Here is a 22,950-nt window from a genome sequence, read left to right as displayed (position 1 = left end):
GGACGAGGAGTCGCATGCAGCCCGGTTACCCCGGACAGGATCCGTACGGCCAGCAGCCGCACCAGGATCCGAACGCGCCGCACCACGACCCGTACGCCCCGCCGCCGGCGGCGCCGTACGGTCAGCAGCCCGCCTCCGGGCAGCCGAACGACCCGTACGCCGCGCCGCAGGATCCGTACGGCCAGCAGAACCCGTACGGTCAGCAGGACCCCTACGGCCAGCAGGACCCGTACGGCCAGCCGCCGACCTCGGGCCAGCCCTACGGGCAGCCGCCCACCTCGGGCCAGCCCTACGGGCAGCCGCCCACCTCGGGCCAGCCCTACGGGCAGCCGGCGCCGGGTCAGCCGTACGGGCAGCAGCCGTACCAGGACCCGTACGGCCAGCAGGCGTACTCGCAGCCGCCCATGTACCCCAACGCGGGATTCGCCGCGAAGGGGCCTGGGCAGCAGCAGAACACCCTCGGTCTGGTGTCCATGATCCTCGGCATCGCCTCGATCCCGATGGTCTGCTGCTACCTCGGCATCCCGCTGGGCATCGGTGCGCTGGTGACCGGGTGGATGGGCAAGCAGAAGGCCGCCCAGGGGCTGGCCGACAACAACGGTCAGGCCCTCGCCGGCCTGATCTGTGGCGCCATCGGCGTCGTGCTCGGCCTGCTCCAGATCATCTTCCTGGGCTTCAGTCTGACGCTGCCCAACCAGCCCTGACCGTCATGCGACAGGGGCGTCCCGGCCCGTCCGGGGCGCCCCTTCGGCGTCTTCCGGCCCCTCAGCGGGGCGCGCGGGACAGCACCCGGGTCGCGGCGGCGCCGATCAGCGCCCCGACCGTGACGACCGCGGTCGCCACCGCCGCCACCTGCCAGGCGACGGGCCCCACCTGGACCAGCCGGCCGCCGCCGAGCGATCCGGCGGAGGCGGCCGCGGCGGCGCCCAGCAGCAGACCGGCCACCGGGCCGGCGAGCGCCGCCGCCCCGAGCAGCGGCCCCCAGCGCAGCGGTGCCCGGTCGTCGGCGGCGAGCCGGAGCAGCCGGCGGGCCAGCAGCCAGCCCGCGGCCATCCCGGCGAGGACCGGCACCGCGAGCAGCCCGGCGCCGAGCCCGTCGACCGGCCCGCGCGGCAGCCCGGCCAGCAGCGGTACGGCCGGCAGCGCCCCCACGGAGACCTCGCTGGTGCGTACCGCCGTGTCGGTGCCGACGGCGAAACCCGGGCCGAGCAGGTAGCTGACCGACCAGATTGTGGCGTTGGGCGCGTAGGCGAGGCTGACCAGCGTGATCCCGGCCTGGCCGGCGACCCCGGTGCGGTAGGCCCCGATCAGGTCGGCGGCGTCCCCGCCCCCGGTGGCCACGGCGAGCCCCGCCGCGCCGGCCCCCGCGCCGAACAGCAGCAGCCCGGCGACGAGCCCGGTGCGGATTCCGTCGCGCAGCGCGTCCGGGGACCGCGCGGCGAGCAGGCCGGCCACGCGCGTCGTCCGGGCCGAGCCCACCAGGGCCCCGATCGTGCCGAGCACCAGGAGGGTCAGCCCGGCGCGCACCGGTGACGCGCCGGCCAGCACCGCGCCGAGGACCCCGAGCAGCGCGTACGCGACGCCGACCGCGCCGGCGGCGAGGAGCGCCTGCCGGGGTGACCGGCCGCCCCGCGCGCCGATGGCCCGGCTGGCGTGCACGCCCGCCCGGGTCAGCCGCCAGACGACCAGGGCGGTCAGCGCCAGCGGGGCCAGCCCGAGCGGGCCGGCGGCGGTGTCCAGCGGCACGCCGTGCCCGAGCAGCCAGCCGGCCAGCCCGGCGCGCAGCGCACCTGGCACGGAGGCGGCACCCTCGCTGAGCTGGAACAGCCAGAGCACGACCACGACCGGCAGCCAGGAGGTGAGCGCCGCCCACCCGGCGGCGACCCCGGCGGCGACGACGAGCGGGGCGCGACTGCGGCGCGGCTCGCCCGCGCGCGGCGCGGGCACCCGCCGGCTCCGCCCGACGGGCGCGGCCGGCCGGGCGCCGGGGCCGACGTCGGCGCCGGGACGGCTGGGCTGATCAGGGGTGACGGAGGACATCGCGTCTACTCTGGCATGCCGGGCCGGCGGTGGCAGTCCGATACCGCCCCGCAGCGGCGACGAGTTACGTGATCCACCATCTCCGGCCCCCGATCCGGTCTAGCCTCGGCGCAGGGACGCGACCGCTGGGTCGCGGCACCGACGTCCGGAGGAGAGCCGTGAACACTCCGTATCCGCCGCCCCCGCCGGCACCGTCCGCGGCCGGTCGCGACCGCACGACGCTGTGGGGCGTGCTCGGCATCATCCTCGGCCTGCTCTGCTGCGGCATCCTGGGGATCGTCTTCGGTTACCTGTCGATCCGGGACGCCAAGCGCTTCGGCCAGTCGCCCGTGCTCGGCTACCTGGCGATCGCGTTCGGCGTGCTCAACATCATCGGCAGCGGCGTCCTCTGGGCCGGCGGCAACTACCCGCTCTACAACGACTGAGGCCGCCCGCGCCAAAACGACCGGGGCCGCCGCGACACGACGGCGGAGGGCCGACCGCGAACGGTCGGCCCTCCGGTCGTACGTCGCTCGGGCTCAGCCCGCGGACATGATCTCCCGCATGAGCTTGGCGGTCTCGGTCGGGGTCTTGCCGACCTTGACGCCGACCGCCTCCAGCGCGTCCTTCTTGGCCTCGGCGGTGCCCGCCGAGCCGGAGATGATCGCACCGGCGTGGCCCATGGTCTTGCCGGGCGGCGCGGTGAAGCCGGCGATGTAGCCGACCACCGGCTTGGTCACGTTCGCCTTGATGAACTCGGCGGCCCGCTCCTCGGCGTCGCCACCGATCTCACCGATCATGACGATCGCGTCGGTCTCCGGGTCGGCCTCGAACGCGGCGAGCGCGTCGATGTGGGTGGTGCCGATGATCGGGTCACCGCCGATGCCGACGCAGGTCGAGAAGCCGATGTCACGCAGCTCGTACATCATCTGGTAGGTCAGCGTGCCGCTCTTGCTGACCAGGCCGATGCGGCCGGTGCCGGTGATGTCGGCCGGGATGATGCCGGCGTTGGAGGCGCCCGGCGAGGCGATGCCCGGGCAGTTCGGACCGATGATCCGGGTCCGCTCCCCCTTGGCGACGTTGTACGCCCAGAACGCGGCGGTGTCGTGCACCGGCACGCCCTCGGTGATCACCACGGCCAGGTCGATCCCGGCGTCGATCGCCTCGACGACCGCGCCCTTGGTGAACTGCGGCGGTACGAAGATCACGGTCACGTCCGCACCGGTCTGCGCCATCGCGTCCGCGACGCTGGCGAAGACCGGCAGCTCGGTGCCGTCGAAGTCGACCGTCTGGCCCGCCTTGCGCGGGTTGACGCCGCCGACGACGTTGGTGCCCGCGGCGAGCATCCGCCGGGTGTGCTTGGAACCCTCGGAACCGGTCATCCCCTGGACGATGACCTTCGAGTCCTTGGTCAGCCAGATAGCCATTGTCAGACCCCCGCAGCCGCCAGCTCGGCGGCCCGCTCGGCCGCGCCATCCATCGTGTCGACCCGCTGGACCAGCGGGTTGTTCGCGCCGTCGAGGATCGCCCGGCCAGCCTCGGCGTTGTTGCCGTCGAGGCGGACGACCAGCGGCTTGGTGACCTGCTCGCCGCGCTGCTCGAGCAGGGCCAGCGCCTGCACGATGCCGTTGGCGACCTCGTCGCAGGCGGTGATGCCGCCGAAAACGTTGACGAAGACGCTCTTTACCGACGGGTCGGACAGGACGATCTCCAGTCCGTTCGCCATCACGGCGGCGCTCGCGCCACCGCCGATGTCGAGGAAGTTGGCCGGCTTGACGCCGCCGTGCCGCTCACCGGCGTACGCGACCACGTCGAGGGTCGACATGACCAGGCCGGCGCCGTTGCCGATGATCCCGACCTCGCCGTCGAGCTTGACGTAGTTGAGGTCCTTCTCCTTGGCGGCCTGCTCCAGCGGGTCCACCGCGGCCTGGTCGACCAGCGCCTCGTGGTCCGGGTGCCGGAACCCGGCGTTCTCGTCGAGGGTGACCTTGGCGTCGAGCAGCAGCAGCTTGCCCTCGCGGGTCTTGGCCAGCGGGTTCACCTCGACCAGCGTGGCGTCCTCGGCGACGAAGGCCTTCCACAGCCCCACGGCGGCCTCGACGACCTGGTCGGCGACCTCGGCCGGGAAGTTGGCGGCGGTGACGATCTCGCGCGCCTTCGCCTCGTCGACGCCGGTGTTGGCGTCGATCGGGGCCTTGACGACCTTCTCCGGGGTCTCGGCGGCGACCTGCTCGATGTCCATGCCGCCGGCGACGCTGGCGATGCAGAGGAAGGTGCGGTTCGCCCGGTCGAGCAGGTAGGAGAAGTAGTACTCCTCGGCCACGTCCGCGGTCACCGTGATCATGACCTTGTGGACGGTGTGGCCCTTGATGTCCATGCCCAGGATGTCGGTGGCGCGGGCCACCGTCTCCTCGGCGCCCTCGGCCAGCTTCACGCCGCCGGCCTTGCCTCGGCCACCGACCTTCACCTGTGCCTTGACGACCACCCGACCGCCTAGGCGTTCGGCGATCGCGCGGGCCTCCTCCGGGGTCGTGGCGACGCCGCCGGCGAGCACGGGCAAGCCGTGCCGTTCGAACAGGTCCCGCCCCTGGTACTCGTACAGGTCCACGTTTGCGCGTCCCGTCCCGTCTCCGCGGCGCGCCGTCGCGCCGCCACCAGCGTTATGGAAAACAGTTTGACGCCTGTCATCACTCGAAACAGGCCATTGGGCGCAGCCTAGCGAGGTGGACACCGCCGGCAACCGAGCGGGTGCACGTTGTGTGGTAATGCACAATCGGCGGCGTCGCGCGGCCTTTCCGCGACTTCGGCCCGATGTCAGCCGTCCGGGCGATGTTGCCGGGGGCGCGTAACCCGTCCGTGGGGGCGTCGTTGAGTCAGGTGTCGGAGCGCTGATGCAGCGCGACGACGGGAGCGGCCGATGCCCTGTCGGTCGAGGGGTGGCGGCGGGGCATCGTGCATAGAGGGGCCGGACGTGTGAGGGGTGCGTCCGGCCCCTCCCCCTGCCCGGATTCGGCCGCCGAGCGGCCCCGAGCCCGCGACCGCCGTCAGGCGACCGGCTGGGCGACGTTCTGCCGGACCCACTCGACGATCGACTGGGTCGTCGCACCCGGCGTGAAGATCTTGGCGACCCCGAGCCGCTGGAGCTCCGGGATGTCGGCGTCGGGAATGATGCCGCCGCCGAACACGACGATGTCGCGGGCGTCGCGCTCACCGAGCAGCTCCACCACCCGCCGGAACAGCGTCATGTGCGCCCCGGACAGCACGGAGAGCCCGACCGCGTCGGCGTCCTCCTGGATCGCGGTCTCCACGATCTGCTCCGGGGTCTGGTGCAGGCCGGTGTAGATGACCTCCATACCGGCATCCCGCAGGGCACGCGCGACGACCTTTGCGCCACGGTCGTGGCCGTCCAGGCCCGGCTTGGCGACGACGACCCGTACACGAGAGCTCATCAGCGCATCCCTTTCACCGGCTCCGCGGCTTCACTGAACGAACGGTAACCCGCCCGACCCTGCCCGGGAAATCCGGGCGGTGAACCTCACCCCCGCGAACCCGGCCGGACTCCCGTCGGCGCCGGTACGGCGGACCGCGCCAGCCCCCGGCGTCAAGCCGGACGACTCCGCCGTTCGGTCACCCTGCGCGACGAACGGGCAGTTAGGGGGGCACCGTTCGAGGGGTACGACCCATGACAATCACGGACGGAAAGAGACATAACGCGGTAGCAATTCGGCGCTTCGGCTTGTGACGGGACTGGTGGTTGGCTAACGTGTCCACGGTTGTCATCAGGTCCACGGACGGGTGACGACGCGGCCAGCCGGCGTTCACCCGAGCTTCACGGGCGTCGAGGAAGCCGCTTCGGATCCCCGACAACGGAGGGTGTGCGTGCGCCAGCGCCTGTCGTCTGAGCCCGATCGATATCGCGGTCGCCGCCGCGTACCCACCCCCCCGCGTAGCCGCTACGCAGCGGTGGTCACCACCGCGTTCGTCGGCGCCGGCATCGTCGCGATCGGCGCCGGCGCCCTGCCGGACGCCAAGAGCGTCAGCCCGTCGGTCCTCGACGAGCTCAAGGCCGCCTCGGCCGTCAACCAGGACGCCGCGGCCCGTGGCGACAACGCCGACCGCGCCAGCCGCGACAGCGACCGCGCCGGAGGCGCCGAGTCCGCCGAGCCCGAGGTCTGGCTGCTCCCCCTCCAGGGCTACGAGTTCAACTCGCCCTACGGCATGCGCTGGGGCAAGCTGCACACCGGCGTCGACCTGGTCGCCCCCGAGGGCACCCCCTACGTCGCCATCCACGAGGGCACCGTCACCAAGGCCGGCTGGTTCGGCGGCTACGGCCACACCGTGATCGTCCGGCACGCCGACGGCAGCGAGGCGATCTACGGGCACTCCTCGGCGCTGAGCGTCAAGGAGGGTCAGCAGGTGAAGGCGGGCGACCAGCTCGGCCTCGTGGGCAACACCGGCCACTCCTACGGCTCCCACCTGCACCTGGAGGTGCATGTCAAGGGCGAGCCGCTCGACCCGGTGCCGTGGCTCAAGGAGCGCGGAGTGGACATCAAGCTACAAGTCGAGGTGTACTACAGCGAGGTAGCCGCGTCCTGACGCTGCGTATCGCCCGTCGACCGCCCGGATCTGCCGATCCGGGCGGTTTTTCGTGTGCCACCGGAGTCGAAAGTGAGCCGGGTCACGCCGCCGACTGTGACCGGCGCCATCGCCACACATGATCACTTTTACGGTCGAACAACCCCGAACGGGGATGCAACGGGCGGATGCGGCCGTCACCGGTCCGCCCGGGCCCCGTCCCACTACCCGTCACGCCGCGTGTCGACACCAGTATTTCGAGGTCAAGTGCCCCCTCGATCAGTGAAGGTCCGCCGTGCAGGAAGACATTCGGAACGAGAACACCCCCGACGCCCCCGTCCGGCCCCGGAGGCGGATCGGCGGCCGCACCCGCGTGATCATCGCCGCAGCGGCCCTGACCGGCCTCGGCCTCGGCGGCGCCGCCTTCGCGGCCACCGGGAACGACGAGCCCGCCGTCCCGGCCGCCGCCGTGGACACGCAGGCCCGCACGGAGGCCGCCGACCGCGCCGACCGCTCCGCCCGCGAGACGACCGCCCCGGCCACCCCCTCGGCGAGCCCGACGCCCAGCCCGACGAAGGCCAGCCCGTCGGCGAAGCCCAGCCCGAAGGCGACCACCGCCAAGCCGAAGCCGAAGCCGAAGAAGACCAGCAAGCCGAAGCCCAGTTGGGTCATCCCGATGAAGGGCGCGGCCATCACCTCCTGCTACGGCCCGCGCTGGGGCACCCAGCACGCCGGCATCGACTTCGCGCTGCCCGCCGGCACCCCGGTCCGCGCGGCCTTCGGCGGCACCGTCACCAAGGCCGGCGACGTCGGCGACGGGTACGGCACCTCCGTCTTCGTCGACCACGGCAACGGCTACCTGACCCACTACGCCCACCTGAGCACCACCAAGGTGGGCGTGGGCGACAAGGTCGCCGCCGGGCAGACCATCGGCCTGGAGGGGTCCACCGGCGACTCCACCGGCCCGCACCTGCACTTCGAGGTGCACCAGGGTCAGATGTGGAACCAGATCGACCCCGCGCCGTTCCTGCGCGCCCGGGGCATCGACGTGGCCTGCTGACCCGCAGCGACCGGCGCGGCCCGGTCCGGCGTGCTGCCGGGCCGGGCCGCGCCGCCGCTCAGAGCTTGTCGATCGGGGCGTGCCGGAGCACCAGCCACATCGTCTGGTCGCCGAAGTCGATCTGCGCCCGCGCTCCCGGGCCGTGCCCCTCGACGGCGAGCACCCGGCCCAGGCCGTAGCGCTGGTGGTTGACCCGGTCGCCCGCGGACACCTTCGGCCCCTGCGGCAGCTCGCTCGCCGTGGTCAGGCGGCTCGCGTCGACCCCCAGCCGCTTCGCCAACTGCGCCGCCTTGGGCGTGCCGCCGTTGAAGCCCCCACGCCCGCCGGACACCCGGTCCGCGCGGCCACCCACGCCGCCGCCCCCGCCGGCCCACGAGGTGTACGACCCCTCGGTGCGCTCCCAGCGGACCAGCTCCGGCGGCAGCTCCTCCAGGAACCGCGACGGCGGGTTGTAGGCCGGCTGCCCCCACGCCGAGCGGGTGACCGCCCGGGAGAGGTGGAGGCGCTGGCGGGCCCGGGTGATGCCGACGTACGCCAGCCGACGTTCCTCCTCCAGCTCCCGGGTGTCGCCCAGCGAGCGCAGGTGCGGGAAGACGCCGTCCTCCAGGCCGGTCAGGAAGACCACCGGGAACTCCAGGCCCTTCGCGGTGTGCAGCGTCATCAGGGTGACCACGCCCTGGTGGTCGGGGTCGTCCGTGGGCACCTGGTCGGCGTCGGCGACCAGCGCGACCTGCTCCAGGAAGCCGGCCAGGGTGGCCCGCTCGCCCTCCTCGCCGACCGCCTCGATCCGCTCGGTGTACTCCCGGGCGACGCTGACGAGCTCCTGGAGGTTGTCGACCCGCCCCGCGTCCTGCGGGTCGAGGCTCTCCTCCAGCTCGGTGAGGTAGCCCGAGCGGGTCAGCAGCGCCTCCAGCACCTCCTCCGGGGTGCCCGTCTCGGCAATCTCGCGGGCGCCGTCGAGCAGGGCCACGAAGTCGGCGATGCCGTTGGCCGCCCGGCTGGAGATGCCCGGGGCGTCCTTCGCCCGCCGCAGCGCCGCCCCGAAGGAGATCCGGTCCCGGCTGGACAGCGCCTCCACGCACGCCTCGGCCCGGTCACCGATGCCCCGGCGCGGGGTGTTGAGGATCCGGCGCAGGCTGACCGTGTCGTCGTCGTTGACCACCGCGCGCAGGTAGGCCAGCGCGTCGCGGACCTCCTTGCGCTCGTAGAAGCGCACCCCGCCGACCACCTTGTAGGGCAGGCCGACCCGGATGAACACCTCCTCGAAGACCCGGGACTGGGCGTTGGTGCGGTAGAAGACGGCCACGTCGCCGGGGCGGGTCTCGTCGGCGTCGACCAGCCGGTCGATCTCGCGGGCCACCCAGTCGGCCTCGGCGTGCTCGGTGTCGGCCACGTAGCCGACGATCGGCTCACCGGCGCCCGCCTCGCTCCACAGCCGCTTCGGCTTGCGCGACGTGTTCCGGTCGATCACCGCGTTGGCGGCGTTGAGGATGGTCTGGGTGGAGCGGTAGTTCTGCTCCAGCAGGATCGTCCGGGCGTCGCTGAAGTCGCGCTCGAACTCCAGGATGTTGCGGATCGTGGCGCCCCGGAACGCGTAGATCGACTGGTCGGCGTCACCGACCACGCAGAGCTCCGCCGGCTCGATCCCCTCCGTGCCGGAGACCAGCTCCTTGATCAGCGTGTACTGGGCGTGGTTGGTGTCCTGGTATTCGTCGACCAGCACGTGCCGGAACCGCCGGCGGTAGCTCTCCGCGACGTGCGGGTGGGACTGGAGCAGGTGCACCGTCGTCATGATCAGGTCGTCGAAGTCCAGCGCGTGCGCCTCGCGCAGCCGTCGCTGGTAGAGCGTGTAGGCCTCCGCCAGCGCCCGCTCGTTGGGGCCCTTGGCGCGGCCCGCGAACGCCTCGGGGTCGACCAGCTCGTTCTTCAGGTTGGAGACCTGGGCGGCCAGCCCGCGCGCCGGGTAGCGCTTCGGGTCGAGGTCCAGCTCCCTGGCGACCATCTGCATCAGCCGGCGGGAGTCGTCCGCGTCGTAGATCGAGAAGGTCGACTTCAGCCCGGCGTGCTCGTGCTCGGCGCGCAGGATGCGCACGCACGCGGAGTGGAACGTCGACACCCACATCAGGCGGGCCCGGGGACCCACCAGGTGGGCCACCCGCTCCTTCATCTCGCCGGCGGCCTTGTTGGTGAAGGTGATCGCGATGATCTCGCCGGGGTGCACGTCCCGGGCGGCCAGCAGGTAGGCGATCCGGTGGGTGAGCACCCGGGTCTTGCCCGAGCCGGCACCGGCCACGATCAGCAGCGGCGAGCCGGCGTGGGTGACGGCGTCGCGCTGCGGCCCGTTCAGGCCCTCGACCAGGGCCTGCGGATCGAGCTGGACGGCCGCCGGCCTGGGCCGGTGCGGCGAGGCCGGGGCGGAGGCCGGCGCGGGCGGGGACGCGGGGATGTCGAAGAGAGGATGCATCGCACGGCGAGTCTATGCCGCCGGGCGGACACTTCCCCCGCCGCGCGTGCCCCGGCTCGCCCGAGCCGTCCCCCGGGCCGGTCGATCCGCCCGGTCCGCGCCGCCGCCGGCCGTCCGCCGCAGCGCGTGGTGGAGGGATCGTGCCCAGACTCGTCCGGTCGAGACGAAGATGTCACCCTGTCGTGTCTGGTGCCGCTGTCCCCCGTACAGAACGATGACGGTGAAAATCCGGCTCCTCCCCCGTACACGACTGGGAGAACGACCATGACTCAGCCGCGTTCGCGCGGTCGGGCGGCGCTGCGCCACCTCGCCGCGCCCACCCTCGCGCTGGCCGTCGTCGCCACGCTGTCCACCGCTTCCCGGCCCGCGCCGGCCCCCGCCGACGACCAGCAGGCCGGCCTCACCCCCGTCTCGGTCTCCTACGCCGCGCCCAGCGGCGGGGAGGTCAAGGGCAACTTCCTGAGCTACAACGACTTCCACGGCGCCATCGACCCGCCCGGCGGCAGCGGCGCGGCGGTCAACGGCACGCCCGCCGGCGGCGTGGAGTACCTCGCCACCTGGCTGAAGAAGCTGCGCGCCGAGGCCAGGGCCGAGGGGCGCGCCACGACCACCGTCGGGGCCGGCGACCTGATCGGCGCCACCCCGCTCGTCAGCGCCGCCTTCCACGACGAGCCGACCATCGAGCTGATGGACGAGATCGGCCTGGACGTCAGCTCCGTCGGCAACCACGAGTTCGACGAGGGCGTCGACGAGCTGATCCGGATCAACAAGGGCGGCTGCCACCCCGTCGACGGCTGCCAGGACGGGGACGGCTTCGCCGGCGCGAAGTTCACCTACCTGGCCGCCAACACCGTCAGCAGGAAGACCGGCCTGCCGATCCTGCCCCCGGTCGACGTGCGCTTCGTCGGCGGCGTCCCGGTCGGCTTCGTCGGCGTGACCCTGGAGGGCACCCCGGGCATCGTCAACCCGGCCGGCATCGCCTCCGTGCGGTTCACCGACGAGGTGCAGACCGCCAACAAGTGGGCCGGCGTGCTCAAGCTCTTCGGCGTCAAGGCGATGGTGCTGCTCGTGCACGAGGGCGGCGCCCAGTCGCCGCCGCCGGCCACGCCCGGCGTCTCGGACTGCGCCAACTTCTCCGGCCCGATCGTGGACATCGTCCGTGGCCTGCGGCCGGAGTTCGGGCTGGTCGTCTCCGGCCACACCCACCGCTTCTACTCCTGCTCCCTGCCGAACTCCTCGGGCGCGCGCAGCGTGGTCACCAGCGCCGGCAACAACGGCCAGCTGATCACGGACGTGGACTACTCGCTGGACCGGCGCACCGGCCGGTTCACCGGGATCACCGCCCGCAACGTCGTCGTCGAGAACGGCGTACGCAACCCGGACGGCACCTGGCGGGAGAGCGCGCCGGGCACGTACGTGCGCAACCCCGACCTGGTGGACCCGGGCGCGAAGGCACTGGCCGACAAGTACCGGGCGGCCGTCGCACCCATCGCCAACCGGGTGGTGGGCCGGATCTCGGCCGACATCGTCCGCGACGTCCGGCCGAACGGGGAGAGCCCGCTCGGTGACGTGATCGCCGACGCGCAGCTCGCGTACACCCGCTCCAGCGGGGCACAGATCGCGCTGATGAACCCGGGCGGCGTCCGCGCGTCCCTGTCGTACGCGGCCTCCCCCGGCGACGAGGACCCTGGCGAGATCACCTACGGCGAGGCGTTCACCGTCCAGCCGTTCAACAACCTGGTGGTCACCCAGACCCTCACCGGCGCGCAGCTGCGCAACGTGCTGGAGCAGCAGTTCGTGGGCTTCAACGGGCAGACCACCCAGCGCATCCTCCAGGTCTCCGCCGGGCTGACCTACTCCTACGACAGCACCGCCCCGGTGGGCTCGCGGGTGAGCGCCCTGGCGTTCGACGGCGCGCCGGTCGACCCGGCCGCGAGCTACCGGGTCACCACGAACGACTTCCTGGCCAACGGCGGGGACGGCTTCACCGAGCTGCGGGCCGGCACGGACCGGGCCACCGCCCCCGGCTTCGACGTCGATGCGCTGATCGCCTACCTGGGCGCCGGCGCTCCGGTCGCCCCCGGACCCGCCGACCGGATCACCCGCCTCGGCTGAGGCGCGGGCGGTCCCGGCGTCACGACGGCGCCGTGCCCGCCCGGCCGGGCACGGGTCGCGCCGAATCCTTGCGCCGGCCGGCCCGAGGTCGGCATACTCGACGACATGTTCGGGCAGCACTTCTACTTTTACTACGGCACCGGGAGTCCGGCAGCCGTAGGTCGCGCCTGATCGATCAGACCTACGAGAAAGCCCCGGGCTCCTGGAGCCCGGGGCTTTCTTCCGTCCCGGGATCCGGGCACCGGGCACCTGACGGCGAGGGGTACCCGATGATGACAGACGTGGTGGAGTCCAGCGGCAGCGTGACGCGACCCGAGGCGGGCCGGCCCGACCCCGGCGCCTCCGGGCCTCCGGCCGACGTGCCGGGCGGTGACGACGACGCGAAGCCGGCGGCGGGAACCGGCACCCCGGAGCCGGCCGCGGCCGCCCGGATCGTCGAGATCCGCGAGCGGATCGACGAGATCGACCGGGCGCTGATCGAGCTGTGGCAGGAACGGGCCCGGCTCTCCCAGGAGGTCGGCGTGACCCGGATGGCCTCCGGCGGCACCCGGCTGGTGCTGTCCCGGGAACGGGCGATCCTGGAGCGCTTCCGGGCCGCCCTGGGCGCCGACGGCACGCAACTCGCGCTGCTGCTGCTCCGCGCCGGCCGCGGCCCCCTGTGAGGCGTACGCCGGCAACGGACCCCCGCGCGGTCCACGCCCGGCCCCGGCCCCCTGCACGGGCGGGGGCCGGGCCGGGGCGGAAACGACGGAACCGCCTGCCGTCGTCGCGATGACGTCGGCAGGCGGTTCCGTGGGGGTCACGCCTCGTGCGTCTGCACGATCTCGCGCTTCTCCGCGAAGTGGCAGGCGCTCGGGTGGTCCGAGCCCGAGCGGATCTCCAGCAGCGGGACCTGCTCGGCGCAGACGTCCTGCGCCTTCCAGCACCGGGTCCGGAACCGGCAGCCCGACGGCGGGCTGACCGGCGACGGCACGTCACCGGTCAGGCGGATGATCGCCTTGTTGTCCCGCACGGTCGGGTCCGGCACCGGCACGGCCGAGAGCAGCGCCTGGGTGTACGGGTGGGTCGGCCGCTCGTAGATCTCGTCCTCGGAGCCGATCTCGGCGATCTTGCCGAGGTACATCACCGCGACCCGGTCCGACAGGTGCCGGACCACCGACAGGTCGTGCGCGATGAAGATGTACGACAGGCCGAGCTCGCCCTGGAGCTTCTCCAGCAGGTTCATCACCTGGGCCTGGATCGACACGTCCAGGGCGCTGACCGGCTCGTCGCAGACGATGATCTCGGGCCGCAGGGCGAGCGCCCGGGCGATGCCGATGCGCTGCCGCTGACCGCCGGAGAACTGGTGCGGGTACCGGTGGATGTGCTCCGGGTTGAGGCCCACCAGGTCGAGCAGTTCCCTGACCTTCTCCCGGCGGCTGCCCTTCGGCGCCACCTCCGGGTGGATCTCGAACGGCTCGCCGATCAGGTCGCCGACCGTCATCCGCGGGTTCAGCGAGGTGTACGGGTCCTGCATCACCAGCTGGATCTGCCGACGCAGCCGGCGCAGCGCCGGGCCGGAGAACTTCGAGATGTCCTGGCCCTTGTAGTGGACGCTGCCACCCGTCGGCTTCTCCAGGTTCATCAGGACCCGGGCCAGCGTCGACTTGCCGCAGCCCGACTCGCCGACCACACCCAGGGTCTCGCCGGCCTTGAGCTCGAAGGAGACCCCGTCGACCGCCTTGACGTGACCGATGGTCTTCTTGAACACCACGCCCCGGGTCACGGGATAGTGCTTGACCAGGTCACGGACCTCGAGGATGTTCTCAGTCACGGTTCACCAGCTCCTCGGCGAAGTGGCAGGCGCTGGCCCGGCCGGCGCCGACCTGCAGCAGCGGCGGGACCTTCTCCCGGCAGACCGGCTGCGCCATGGGGCAGCGCGGGTTGAACGGGCAGCCCGGCGGGATGTTCATGAGGTTCGGCGGGAGACCCTTGATCGTCCGGAGCTCCTGCCCCTTCTCGTCGAGCCGCGGGATCGAGTTGATCAGGCCGATCGTGTACGGGTGCGCCGGCTTGGCGTACAGGTCGTAGACGTTGGCTTCCTCGACGATCCGGCCCGCGTACATCACCGCGATCCGGTCCGCGACGTCGGCGACCACGCCGAGGTCGTGGGTGATCAGGATCATGCCCATCTGCCGCTCGCGCTGGAGTTCGGCGAGCAGGTCCATGATCTGCGCCTGCACCGTCACGTCGAGCGCGGTGGTCGGCTCGTCCGCGATCAGCACCTCCGGGTCCAGGGCGAGCGACATCGCGATCATCGCGCGCTGCCGCATACCGCCCGAGAACTGGTGCGGGTAGCTGCTGAACCGGCCCTTGGCGTTCGGGATCTTGACCTGGTCGAGCATCTCGATCGCGCGCTTCTTGGCGTCGGAGCGGCTCATCCCGCGCCGTACCCGGAACTGCTCGGCGATCTGGAACCCGACGGTGAAGACCGGGTTCAGCGCGGAGAGCGCGTCCTGGAAGATCATCGCGATGCCCTCGCCGCGGATGCGGCGCCGCTCCTCGAAGGACATGCCGAGCATGTCCTTGCCCTGGAAGCGGACCTGACCGCCGGTGACGAAACCGGGCGGCGTGTCGAGGATGCCCATGATGGTCTGCGCGGTGACGCTCTTACCGGAGCCGGACTCGCCGAGCACGGCGAGGGTCTCCCCCGCGTCGACGTGGTACGTGACCCCGTTGATGACCTTGGCGACGCCGTCCCGGGTGCGGAACTCCACCCGGAGGTCTTCCACCTCGAGCAACCTGCCCGAGGGGCGGCCGGACGCGCCGGCCGCGGACTGCTCGGACACCAGAATGTCGGACAACTGAATCTCCCCTAGCGGAGTTTCGGATCGAGGGCCTCGCGGACCGCCTCACCGAGCATCACGAAGCTCAGTACGGCGGCGACGAGGAACGCGGCGGGGAAGAAGAGCAGGTAGGGCGCGACGCGGAGGAGGTTCTGCGCCTCGTTGATCATGATGCCCCAGGAGACCACCGGGCTCTTCAGGCCGACGCCCAGGAAGGACAGCGTCGCCTCGGCGCCGATGTACGAGCCGACCAGGATCGTCCCGTAGACCAGCAGCGGCGCGAGGCAGTTCGGCAGCAGGTGCTTGAGGATGATCCGGCCGGTGCCGGCGCCCAGCGCGCGGGCGGCGACGATGTAGTCCGCCTCCTTGGTGGCCAGCACCGAGGAACGCATCAGCCGCATCACGACCGGCCAGCCCAGCACGATCAGCGAGATGCTCACCAGCGCCATGATCTCGGCCTTGCTGTTGCTCGTGCCCGACCCGTTGAAGGTCGTCAGGATGACGATGGCACCCAGCACGAACGGCAGCCCGAAGAAGACATCGGCGATGCGGGAGAGCAGTGCGTCCACCCAGCCGCCCCGGTAGCCCGCCACGATGCCCATCGCGCCGCCGAAGAGCAGCACGCCGAGCACGGAGAGCAGGGAGACCACGATCGACGCGCGGGCGCCGTAGATCACCCGGGCGAAGACGTCCCGGCCCTGGAAGTCGTAGCCGAACCAGGCGTCCGACGACGGGCCGACGAGGCTGTTCTGCAGGTTGCCGTTCTCCGGGTCGCCGGAGGTGAACAGCGAGGGGAAGGCGGTCATCAGCATGAAGAGGACGATGAACCCTGCGGAGATCCAGAACAGCGGCTTGCGGCGCAGGTCACGCCAGGCGTCGCCGAGCAGACCGCGCGGCTTCTCCTTGCGGGCGTTCTCCGGCAGGCCCGCGTTGGTCGGCGCGCCGATCTCGTCGGGAGCCTGCGCGGGCGGCGTGCTGATGATCGAGGCGGCACTCGGGTCACTCATGCCCGCACCCCACTCCGCTCGGCGCGGGCACTGGTGCCCGCGCACGCTGCAATGATGATTCGTTCGCTGCGCTCACTCATAGCGGATCCTCGGGTCCAGGGCGGCGTAGAGCAGGTCGACCAGCAGGTTCATCAGCAGGTAGACGAGCACCAGGACCACCACGATGGAGACAACGGTAGCGCTCTCCTTGGTGATGATCGCGCGGTAGACCTGTCGGCCGATCCCGTTGATCTGGAAGATGCCCTCGGTGACGATCGCGCCGCCCATCAGGGCGCCGAGGTCAGTCCCGAGCAGCGTCACCACCGGGATGAGCGAGTTGCGCAGCAGGTGGATCCCGACCACCCGGCGCATCGGCAGACCCTTGGCGATCGCCGTACGCACGTAGTCGGCCCGCCGGTTCTCCGCGATGCTCGTGCGGGCCAACCGGGCGATGTACGCCATCGAGGCGCTACCGAGCACGAAGCCGGGCACGATCAGCTCGGAGAGCCGCATCTCGCTGGAGACCGTCGGCTTGACGATGCCCCACTGCACGCCGAGCAGCCACTGGGCCACGAAGCCGATGACGAAGATCGGCAGCGCGATCAGGAAGAGGCTGGAGACCAGGACCAGGTTGTCCAGGAAGCCGTTGCGGCGCAGGCCCGTCAGCACGCCCGCGGTGAGTCCGATGACCGCCTCGATGGCCAGCGCCACCAGGGCCAGCTTCAGGGTGTTCGGGTAGGCCGTGGCGATGATGTCACCGATCTCCCGGCCACCGAACGTCTGCCCGAAGTCGCCCTGGAAGAGGTTCTTCATGTAGTTGCCGTACTGCACGATGAGCGGCTCGTCGAGCTTGAACTTCTCGGTCATCATGTTGACGAAGCTGTCGGGGCAGGGACGCTCGCCACACTTGCCCGCGAACGGGTCACCGGGCACCGACCACACGAGCCAATAGATCAGGAACGTCGTCCCGATGAAGACCGGGATGAGTTGGAGCAGCCGTCTCAACAGATAACGGCCCATGGGGTGGTCCTCCAGACAGGGGGCGCGCGTCGGACGGCCGACACGGGGATGACAGACGTGGCGAGGCGGTGTGGTGACACCACCTCACGGAACGGCCCGGGTCGGGCTCACCGGTAGGTGAGCCCGACCCGGGGTCAGACCGTTCGGATCAGAGCTCGACCGAGGTGAGGTCGAGTTCACCGACGTTGGAGAGCTCGATCTTCTTGATCTTCTCGGAGTGGCCGGACTGCTGACCACCGAAGTAGACCGGGATCGAGGGGACGTCCTGGTCGATGAGGGCGACCGCCTCGGCGTACTTGGCGTGCGACGCCTCCAGGCTCGGCGCGGAGGCGGCTTCCTTGGCCAGCGCGTCGACCTGCGGGTTGCTGTACTTGCCGTCGTTCGAGGAACCGCCGGTCACGTAGAGCGGGCCGACCCAGTTCTCCACGTCCGGGTAGTCCTGCTGCCAGCCGGCGCGGTACATGCCGGTCATCTTGCCGGCGTTGATGTTCTGGCGGAACACCGCGAAGGTCGGCACGCCCTCGGCGCGAGCGTTGATGCCGAGGTTCGTCTTGACCTGCTGCGCGACGGCCTCCATCCACTCCTTGTGGCTGGCGTCGGCGTTGTAGAACATGACCAGCTCACCGGTGAAGCCACCGGCCTCGGCGAGGAGCTTCTTGGCCTCGTCGACGTTGAACTGGCAGGCGGTGCAGTTGCCGGCCTTGGCGCCCGGGGTCAGCGGGTTGGCCCAGCTGTCGGCCGGCTTGCGCGAACCGAAGAAGATCTTGTCGCTGATCTCCTGGCGGTTGATCGACATCGAGACCGCGCGACGCAGCTTCGGGTTCTGGAAGCGCTTGTCGTAGATCGGGAAGGCGATGATGCCGGTCGACGGGGTGGTGGAGGAGATCGCCCGCTCGCCCAGGTCGTTCTTCCACTTGTCGCCCGCGATGGCGGAGACCGGAACCTGCTGCTGGAAGTCCAGGTTGCCGGCGAGCAGGTCGTTGTAGGCCGCCGTGTCGTCCTGGTACAGCTTGATGTTGACGTCCTTGATCTTCATCTTGTCGTTCAAGGAGTAGTCATCGAAGCGCGTCAGCTTGATCTGGACGTCGTCTTCCCACGACACGAACTTGATCGGGCCGTTGCCGATCGGCTTCTTGCCGAACGCCTCGGCGCCCTGGGTGAAGAACGCGTCCGGCAGCGGCATGAAGGTGCTGTAGCCGAGCTTGGTCGGGAACACCGCGGTCGGCGCGGCCAGGGTGACCTCGAAGGTCCAGTCGTCGACGACCTTCAGGCCGGACATCTCCTTGGCGGCGGGCTCGGGGGCCTTCTTCGGGCCCTCGGCGCCGTCCGGGTCCTCGGTGTGGACCTGGTCGAAGCCCTGGATGTCGGCGAAGAAGCTGCCGTTCTGCGCGCCGTTGGGCGAGTAGGCGCCCCAGTTCCAGGCGTCCACGAAGTTCTTGGCCTTGACGACGGTGCCGTCGTGGAACTTCGTGTCCTTCTTGATCTTGACCGTGTAGACCTTGGAGTCCGACGTCTCGATCGACTCGGCGACCGCGTTGCGCGGCGCGCTGCCGTCGTTCGGGTACTCGACCAGACCGGTCCAGATCCAGTCGATGATCGCCCCACCACCGGTCTCGGTGGTGTTCGACGGGACCAGGCCGACCTCCGGCTGAGTGCCGTCGATGGTGATCGCGCCGTCGCTGCTGGCGCCGGCGTCGCCACCGTCGCTGTCGCTGCTCGAGCAGCCGGACGCGACGAGCGCGAACGCCGCGCCCAGCGCGACCGCGCTACTTGCCCGCTTCGAGACTCTCATTCCGAGGGGCCTCCTCTTTCTGAACCTGGATCCGTCGTGGGTTTCACGCACGTATGGGGGGTGACACGTCCGGCGCCCGCAGTGCGGGAGCCGGTTTCACCGCAGTGAATTCGGGACAAGATTGATGTACCGATCCGCCGGGCCACCTCGCCCGTCGCGCTCGGCACCGCGCACACGAGACCACCACGGAGCACCGTCAACAGGCGGGTCCATGGTCGTCAGGCCGTACGGAGTGCCTCACATGAGGGGTGAGGTGCTGCCACTGTGACACCCACCGGCCCGTTCCGTGAAGGTGCCGTTATCAAGCCGTTAGTTGGTCGCCACGTTGCCGATACCCGAAAAAAGATCATGATGTACGCGGGTCGTACCGCTCTGAGCAGGAAAGACACGGTTCGGAGGGGGTCCGCCCCCCGGCGCGGGGTCGGCGGCTGTGAGCTTCCCCGCGCCCCCTCCGGCGCTGTCCGAGGTCGGCCGGGCGTTGGCCGTTTTTGCCCATCCGGACGATGCCGGCTTCGGCTGTGCGGGCACCATCGCCACCTGGGTGGCGGAGGGTGTCGACGCCTCGTACCTGCTCGTCACCCGGGCGACTGCGGAGAGTGCGGAGCACCCGCGCGCCGAGGTGGGCCGACCGCAGGAGGAAGAGCGGCGGCGACGTACGGCAGGTCGGTCTCCGCGACGGCGCTGGTATCCACGCCCGAGGCGTGCGCCGGCTGGCCCGGCGGCGAACGACTCCGGCCCCGGCACCGCGCGGGGCGGTACCGGGGCCGGGGCCGTTGAAGCGGGCGTCGATCAGGCGGTGAAGCGCAGCTTGCGACGACGGAACAGCAGCACGGCGACCGCGCCGGCGGCCAGCAGCGCCACGCCGGCGGCGATCGCGGCGGCGATCGGGGAGCCGGTCAGCGGCAGGTCACCGCCGCCGCTCGCGGGCGAGGTCGACGGGGCCGGGCTGTCGACCGGGGCGCTCGGCGACGGGGACTCCGCCGGGGCGCTGGGCGACGGGGACTCCGCCGGCGCGCTCGGCGACGGCGACTCGGCCGGGGCGGCGGCGAACGCGGCCTCGGCCTTGGCGCTCACGGTGGCGCCGGTGCTGCCACCGAGGATGAGCTTCTGCGCGGCGCGCTGGCCGGTGAAGAGGAACACCCGGCCGAAGGAGACCGAATCCTGTGCGGAAACGGTCACCTTCACCTCGCCGGCGCCGTCCGCGGCCAGCCAGAACTGGCCGCCGTTGGTGGTCTTGGTGACCGGCTTGCCCTCGGCGTCGACCGCCGAGCCGCCGTCGACCGCGACGGTGATCTCGCCCGCCGGGCCCTTGACGGTGAACGGGCCGGCCTTCTCGCCGACGGTGGCCTTGGCGCTGGCCGGGTCGACGCTCAGCTCGGCCTTCGGCTCGGGCTGGTCGGTGGCGTTGGCCACCAGGTAGTCGTGGACCTTCTTGACCACGTCGTACTGCTTCTTGCCGAGCAGCTTCGGGTTGTCGACCCAGTCACCCAGCTTGACGCCGTCGCTGAAGTTCCAGATGGCGGTCTGGGTGCCGAAGTAGAGCAGCTTGTCGGCGTCGGCCTTCGCCGGAGCGGTGGCGCCGGCGGCGGCCAGCAGCTTGGCGGCGTCGGCGTTCGGGTAGCCGTGGGTCAGCACCCACTGCACCTTGCCGAGGTTCTTCACCTGGGACTCGTCCCAGGTGCCCTCCTTGTACTTGCCGTCGATCGCCACGTTGGTGTGGTAGTCGATGCAGAAGGCGGGGACGAGCTTTCCGTCGATCTTGAGTGCCAGGGCACCGGTGCTCTTCGGCTGCCCGTTGAGCACGAGCGTGACGTTGCTGCCCTTGACCGACTTGGCGACGCCGGTCTTGTCGGCGGCGGCGGCCGGCGCCACCGCGCCGAGTGCCAGCGCGCCGCCGGCGACGGTCGCCAGGGCGATCCGCGCCCAGCGCCGTCCTCGTTGTCCGAACATCAGAATCGTGCACCTCTCCCCAGGGGTGACCCGCGCACGGCGGGTTGCGTGAAGCCGCCGTTCCCGCGGGATGTGCACCACCCGCACGCGAGAACGCGACGGGGCATTATGTGACGGGAGTTGATCGCTTGTCAGCCCCTGTGGGCCGCATTCGTCGGTTCCGTCCCATATGACGGGGAAAAGAATTGGATCACACGAGCCGACGGTCGGCCGCCCAGCGGGACAACTCGTACCTGTTGGACATCTGGAGCTTGCGAAGCACGTTGGACACGTGCGTCTCCACCGTCTTGATGGAGATGTAGAGCTCCTTGGCGATCTCCTTGTAGGCGTACCCCCGGGCGAGCAGCCGCAGCACCTCGCGCTCGCGGTTGGTGAGCTGGTCCAGCTCCGGGTCGGCCACCGGGGCGTCGGGACGGGCCGCGAACGCGTCCAGCACGAACCCCGCCAACCGGGGGCTGAACACGGCGTCGCCGTCGGCCACCCGGCGGACCGCGGCGGCCAGCTCCTCGGGAGAGATCGTCTTCGTGACGTAGCCCCGCGCGCCGGCCCGGATCAGCCCGATCACGTCCTCCGCCGCGTCCGAGACGCTCAGCGCCAGGAACCTGACCTGCGGGTGGGTACGCCGCATCGCCTCCAGCACCGCCCGGCCGCCGCCGTCGGGCATGTGCACGTCGAGCAGCACCACGTCGGGCAGCGTGGCGGCGATCCGGGTGACCGCCTCGGCGACGGTGCTCGCCTCGCCCACCACCTCGACGTGCGCGCCCAGCTCGGCGCGGACCCCCGCGCGGAACATGGCGTGGTCGTCGACGAGGAAGACCCGCAGCCGCTCGGCGCGGGCAGCCGCCCCCTCGACCGGTTCCATCGACTGCTCGGTCATCACTTGTCCCTCTCCGCCGTTGCCGGGTCGCGGGTGATCGGCAGGATCAACCGGACCTCGGTCCCTTCCCCCGGCTCGGAGCGGATCTCCGCCCGGCCGCCGTGTCGCTTCATCCGCCCGATGATCGAGCCCCGGACCCCGTGCCGGTGGTCCTCCACCGTATCCGGGTCGAAGCCCTTCCCCCGGTCCCGGACGAAGACGCTGACCTGATCCGGCTCGACCTCGGCGTAGAGCGAGACGGTCTGCACCCCGGCGTGCCGGGCGGCGTTCACCAGCGCCTCGCGGGCGGCCGCCACCAGCGCGCCGACCCGCTCGTCGGTCTCCCGGTCGCCGACCACCACCGCCTCCACTGTGATCGCGAACGTGTCCTCGACCTCGGCGGCGGCCTGCTCCAGGGCGGCGGCGAACCGCTCGGTGGGCGAGCCGGTGGGCTTGTAGAGCCAGTTGCGCAGCGAGCGTTCCTGCCCCCTGGCGAGCCGCTGGACGGTCTTCACGTCGCTCGCGTTGCGCTGGATCAGGGCCAGGGTGTGCAGCACCTGGTCGTGCACCATGGCGGCCAGCTCGGCCCGTTCCTGCTCCCGGATGCGCCCCTCGCGCTCCGACCGGAGCTGGTTGTACGTCCGCCACAGCACCGGCGCGGCCACCACGCCGACCCCGGCCAGCCCGACCAGGGCGAAGATCACGCCGTTGAGCACGGCGTCGAAGTTCTGCGCCGGGGAGTACACCGCGGCGACGCCGATGATGCCCACCGCGACCAGCACCCCGCCGCCGATGAACCGGAGCACGAAGGCCCGCCGGTCGCTCTCCTCCACCACCGCGCCCAGCCAGGGCACCGGCATGGAGTCGCCCCACTGCCGCCGCCGCTCCGGCGCCGACTGGTGCCAGATCACCCCGGCGCCGACCGCGATGATCGCGACCAGCCAGCCGGCGGTGCCCGCCGCCCCGACCGAGTCGAAGACCATCACCTGCACCAGCAGCACGCCGAGGCCGATCGCCACGAACGGCAGCAGCTGGGCGACGTCCCTGCGGGCCGGTACGGCGGTGTCGCCCGGGCGCAGCGGCACGACCGCCCAGAAGGCCGCGTAGAGCAGCAGGCCGAGCCCGCTCAGCCCCAGCAGCACCATGAAGGCGACCCGTACCCGCAGCACCGAGATGCCGAGGTGGTCGGCGATGCCGGCGGCCACCCCCGCGGCCATCCGGTGCTCGGGGGCGCGGTAGAGGCGGGGTGGCTGGGTCACGGCGCTGATCGGAGACTCCCTGGTCACGG

General features: G+C 71.4%; 19 protein-coding genes and 1 pseudogene. 7 read left to right on the top strand and 13 right to left on the bottom strand.

The window, feature by feature from the left end:
- Nucleotides 1–14: 14 nt before the first annotated feature.
- On the top strand, nt 15–704 hold the full coding sequence (locus ABZ573_RS11425; protein WP_358117598.1) for a DUF4190 domain-containing protein: 690 nt from the start codon (nt 15–17) through the stop codon (nt 702–704).
- 61 nt (nt 705–765) lie between these two features.
- Here the strand turns inward: ABZ573_RS11425 and ABZ573_RS11420 are convergent, their stop codons facing one another.
- A complete protein-coding gene (locus ABZ573_RS11420) occupies nt 766–2,040 on the bottom strand; it encodes a DUF6350 family protein (RefSeq protein ID WP_358117595.1) in 1,275 nt (424 codons plus the stop codon).
- Between the two features lie 158 nt (nt 2,041–2,198).
- On the opposite strand from ABZ573_RS11420, the gene ABZ573_RS11415 reads away from it, so the two are divergent.
- On the top strand, nt 2,199–2,465 hold the full coding sequence (locus ABZ573_RS11415) for a DUF4190 domain-containing protein (protein ID WP_132230991.1): 267 nt from the start codon (nt 2,199–2,201) through the stop codon (nt 2,463–2,465).
- A gap of 93 nt (nt 2,466–2,558) precedes the next feature.
- Here the strand turns inward: ABZ573_RS11415 and sucD are convergent, their stop codons facing one another.
- The 3 genes from sucD to ABZ573_RS11400 form a co-directional block, all read right to left on the bottom strand.
- Complete coding sequence (sucD, locus tag ABZ573_RS11410) at nt 2,559–3,446, bottom strand: succinate--CoA ligase subunit alpha (protein ID WP_132230990.1); 888 nt, start codon at nt 3,444–3,446, stop codon at nt 2,559–2,561.
- 2 nt (nt 3,447–3,448) lie between these two features.
- Nucleotides 3,449–4,627 carry an ADP-forming succinate--CoA ligase subunit beta gene (gene sucC, locus ABZ573_RS11405; protein WP_151455201.1) on the bottom strand — a complete coding sequence of 393 codons (1,179 nt, stop codon included), beginning with the start codon at nt 4,625–4,627 and terminating at the stop codon, nt 3,449–3,451.
- A gap of 436 nt (nt 4,628–5,063) precedes the next feature.
- On the bottom strand, nt 5,064–5,468 hold the full coding sequence (locus ABZ573_RS11400) for a cobalamin B12-binding domain-containing protein (RefSeq protein WP_132230988.1): 405 nt from the start codon (nt 5,466–5,468) through the stop codon (nt 5,064–5,066).
- 430 nt (nt 5,469–5,898) lie between these two features.
- Here ABZ573_RS11400 and ABZ573_RS11395 point away from each other — a divergent pair, with 430 nt between their 5' ends.
- Entirely contained in the window at nt 5,899–6,615 is a 717-nt protein-coding gene (locus ABZ573_RS11395) for a M23 family metallopeptidase (protein ID WP_327029550.1), read from the top strand.
- A gap of 274 nt (nt 6,616–6,889) precedes the next feature.
- Nucleotides 6,890–7,654, top strand: a complete 765-nt coding sequence (locus tag ABZ573_RS11390) for a M23 family metallopeptidase (protein ID WP_151455199.1) — start codon at nt 6,890–6,892, stop codon at nt 7,652–7,654.
- 58 nt (nt 7,655–7,712) lie between these two features.
- Here ABZ573_RS11390 and pcrA read toward each other — a convergent pair whose 3' ends face one another.
- Nucleotides 7,713–10,118: a DNA helicase PcrA gene (gene pcrA / locus ABZ573_RS11385; protein WP_358117589.1), complete on the bottom strand. Its 2,406-nt coding sequence runs from the start codon at nt 10,116–10,118 to the stop codon at nt 7,713–7,715.
- A gap of 264 nt (nt 10,119–10,382) precedes the next feature.
- Here pcrA and ABZ573_RS11380 point away from each other — a divergent pair, with 264 nt between their 5' ends.
- The gene (locus ABZ573_RS11380) at nt 10,383–12,233 is read left to right on the top strand and encodes a bifunctional metallophosphatase/5'-nucleotidase (protein WP_358117586.1); all 1,851 of its coding nucleotides are present in this window, start codon (nt 10,383–10,385) and stop codon (nt 12,231–12,233) included.
- Nucleotides 12,234–12,502: 269 nt separating this feature from the next.
- Entirely contained in the window at nt 12,503–12,895 is a 393-nt protein-coding gene (locus ABZ573_RS11375; RefSeq protein WP_151455196.1) for a chorismate mutase, read from the top strand.
- Between the two features lie 137 nt (nt 12,896–13,032).
- Here ABZ573_RS11375 and ABZ573_RS11370 read toward each other — a convergent pair whose 3' ends face one another.
- From ABZ573_RS11370 to ABZ573_RS11350, 5 genes are all read right to left on the bottom strand, one after another.
- Nucleotides 13,033–14,046 (bottom strand): dipeptide ABC transporter ATP-binding protein, encoded by a 1,014-nt coding sequence (locus ABZ573_RS11370; RefSeq protein WP_151455195.1) that lies wholly within the window; start codon nt 14,044–14,046, stop codon nt 13,033–13,035.
- Nucleotides 14,039–15,061 (bottom strand): ABC transporter ATP-binding protein, encoded by a 1,023-nt coding sequence (locus ABZ573_RS11365; protein WP_132231341.1) that lies wholly within the window; start codon nt 15,059–15,061, stop codon nt 14,039–14,041. The genes ABZ573_RS11370 and ABZ573_RS11365 overlap by 8 nt, the downstream gene beginning before the upstream one ends.
- Before the next feature lie 26 nt (nt 15,062–15,087).
- On the bottom strand, nt 15,088–16,065 hold the full coding sequence (locus ABZ573_RS11360) for an ABC transporter permease (RefSeq protein WP_358117581.1): 978 nt from the start codon (nt 16,063–16,065) through the stop codon (nt 15,088–15,090).
- A 72-nt stretch (nt 16,066–16,137) separates the two neighbouring features.
- Nucleotides 16,138–17,064 (bottom strand): ABC transporter permease, encoded by a 927-nt coding sequence (locus ABZ573_RS11355; RefSeq protein WP_132230980.1) that lies wholly within the window; start codon nt 17,062–17,064, stop codon nt 16,138–16,140.
- Nucleotides 17,065–17,212: 148 nt separating this feature from the next.
- Entirely contained in the window at nt 17,213–18,856 is a 1,644-nt protein-coding gene (locus tag ABZ573_RS11350) for an ABC transporter substrate-binding protein (RefSeq protein WP_358117578.1), read from the bottom strand.
- A 430-nt stretch (nt 18,857–19,286) separates the two neighbouring features.
- Here ABZ573_RS11350 and ABZ573_RS11345 point away from each other — a divergent pair.
- Nucleotides 19,287–19,493: pseudogene (locus ABZ573_RS11345) on the top strand (PIG-L family deacetylase); the annotation flags it as partial.
- A gap of 152 nt (nt 19,494–19,645) precedes the next feature.
- Here the strand turns inward: ABZ573_RS11345 and ABZ573_RS11340 are convergent.
- The 3 genes from ABZ573_RS11340 to ABZ573_RS11330 all read right to left on the bottom strand — a co-directional run bounded on the left by ABZ573_RS11340 (nt 19,646) and on the right by ABZ573_RS11330 (nt 22,948).
- On the bottom strand, nt 19,646–20,806 hold the full coding sequence (locus ABZ573_RS11340) for a Cys-Gln thioester bond-forming surface protein (RefSeq protein ID WP_225852254.1): 1,161 nt from the start codon (nt 20,804–20,806) through the stop codon (nt 19,646–19,648).
- A gap of 190 nt (nt 20,807–20,996) precedes the next feature.
- Nucleotides 20,997–21,683, bottom strand: a complete 687-nt coding sequence (locus ABZ573_RS11335; protein ID WP_132230977.1) for a response regulator transcription factor — start codon at nt 21,681–21,683, stop codon at nt 20,997–20,999.
- Nucleotides 21,683–22,948: an ATP-binding protein gene (locus tag ABZ573_RS11330; protein WP_151455192.1), complete on the bottom strand. Its 1,266-nt coding sequence runs from the start codon at nt 22,946–22,948 to the stop codon at nt 21,683–21,685. Before ABZ573_RS11330 ends, ABZ573_RS11335 begins: the two co-directional genes overlap by 1 nt.
- Between the last annotated feature and the right edge of the window lie 2 nt (nt 22,949–22,950).

Source organism: Micromonospora sp. NPDC007220, assembly GCF_040634035.1.
Classification (GTDB): Bacteria; Actinomycetota; Actinomycetes; order Mycobacteriales; family Micromonosporaceae; genus Micromonospora; species Micromonospora reichwaldensis.
This window is presented reverse-complemented; position numbering and strand designations above follow the sequence as displayed.

Coding starts and splice junctions, on each gene's coding strand:
- ABZ573_RS11360 (WP_358117581.1), bottom strand. CDS start 16,065: ATGAGTGACCCGAGTGCCGCCTCGATCATCAGCACGCCGCCCGCGCAG.
- pcrA (WP_358117589.1), bottom strand. CDS start 10,118: ATGCATCCTCTCTTCGACATCCCCGCGTCCCCGCCCGCGCCGGCCTCC.
- ABZ573_RS11380 (WP_358117586.1), top strand. CDS start 10,383: ATGACTCAGCCGCGTTCGCGCGGTCGGGCGGCGCTGCGCCACCTCGCC.
- ABZ573_RS11400 (WP_132230988.1), bottom strand. CDS start 5,468: ATGAGCTCTCGTGTACGGGTCGTCGTCGCCAAGCCGGGCCTGGACGGC.
- ABZ573_RS11350 (WP_358117578.1), bottom strand. CDS start 18,856: ATGAGAGTCTCGAAGCGGGCAAGTAGCGCGGTCGCGCTGGGCGCGGCG.
- ABZ573_RS11335 (WP_132230977.1), bottom strand. CDS start 21,683: ATGACCGAGCAGTCGATGGAACCGGTCGAGGGGGCGGCTGCCCGCGCC.
- ABZ573_RS11375 (WP_151455196.1), top strand. CDS start 12,503: ATGATGACAGACGTGGTGGAGTCCAGCGGCAGCGTGACGCGACCCGAG.
- ABZ573_RS11425 (WP_358117598.1), top strand. CDS start 15: ATGCAGCCCGGTTACCCCGGACAGGATCCGTACGGCCAGCAGCCGCAC.
- ABZ573_RS11420 (WP_358117595.1), bottom strand. CDS start 2,040: ATGTCCTCCGTCACCCCTGATCAGCCCAGCCGTCCCGGCGCCGACGTC.
- sucD (WP_132230990.1), bottom strand. CDS start 3,446: ATGGCTATCTGGCTGACCAAGGACTCGAAGGTCATCGTCCAGGGGATG.
- ABZ573_RS11355 (WP_132230980.1), bottom strand. CDS start 17,064: ATGGGCCGTTATCTGTTGAGACGGCTGCTCCAACTCATCCCGGTCTTC.
- ABZ573_RS11340 (WP_225852254.1), bottom strand. CDS start 20,806: ATGTTCGGACAACGAGGACGGCGCTGGGCGCGGATCGCCCTGGCGACC.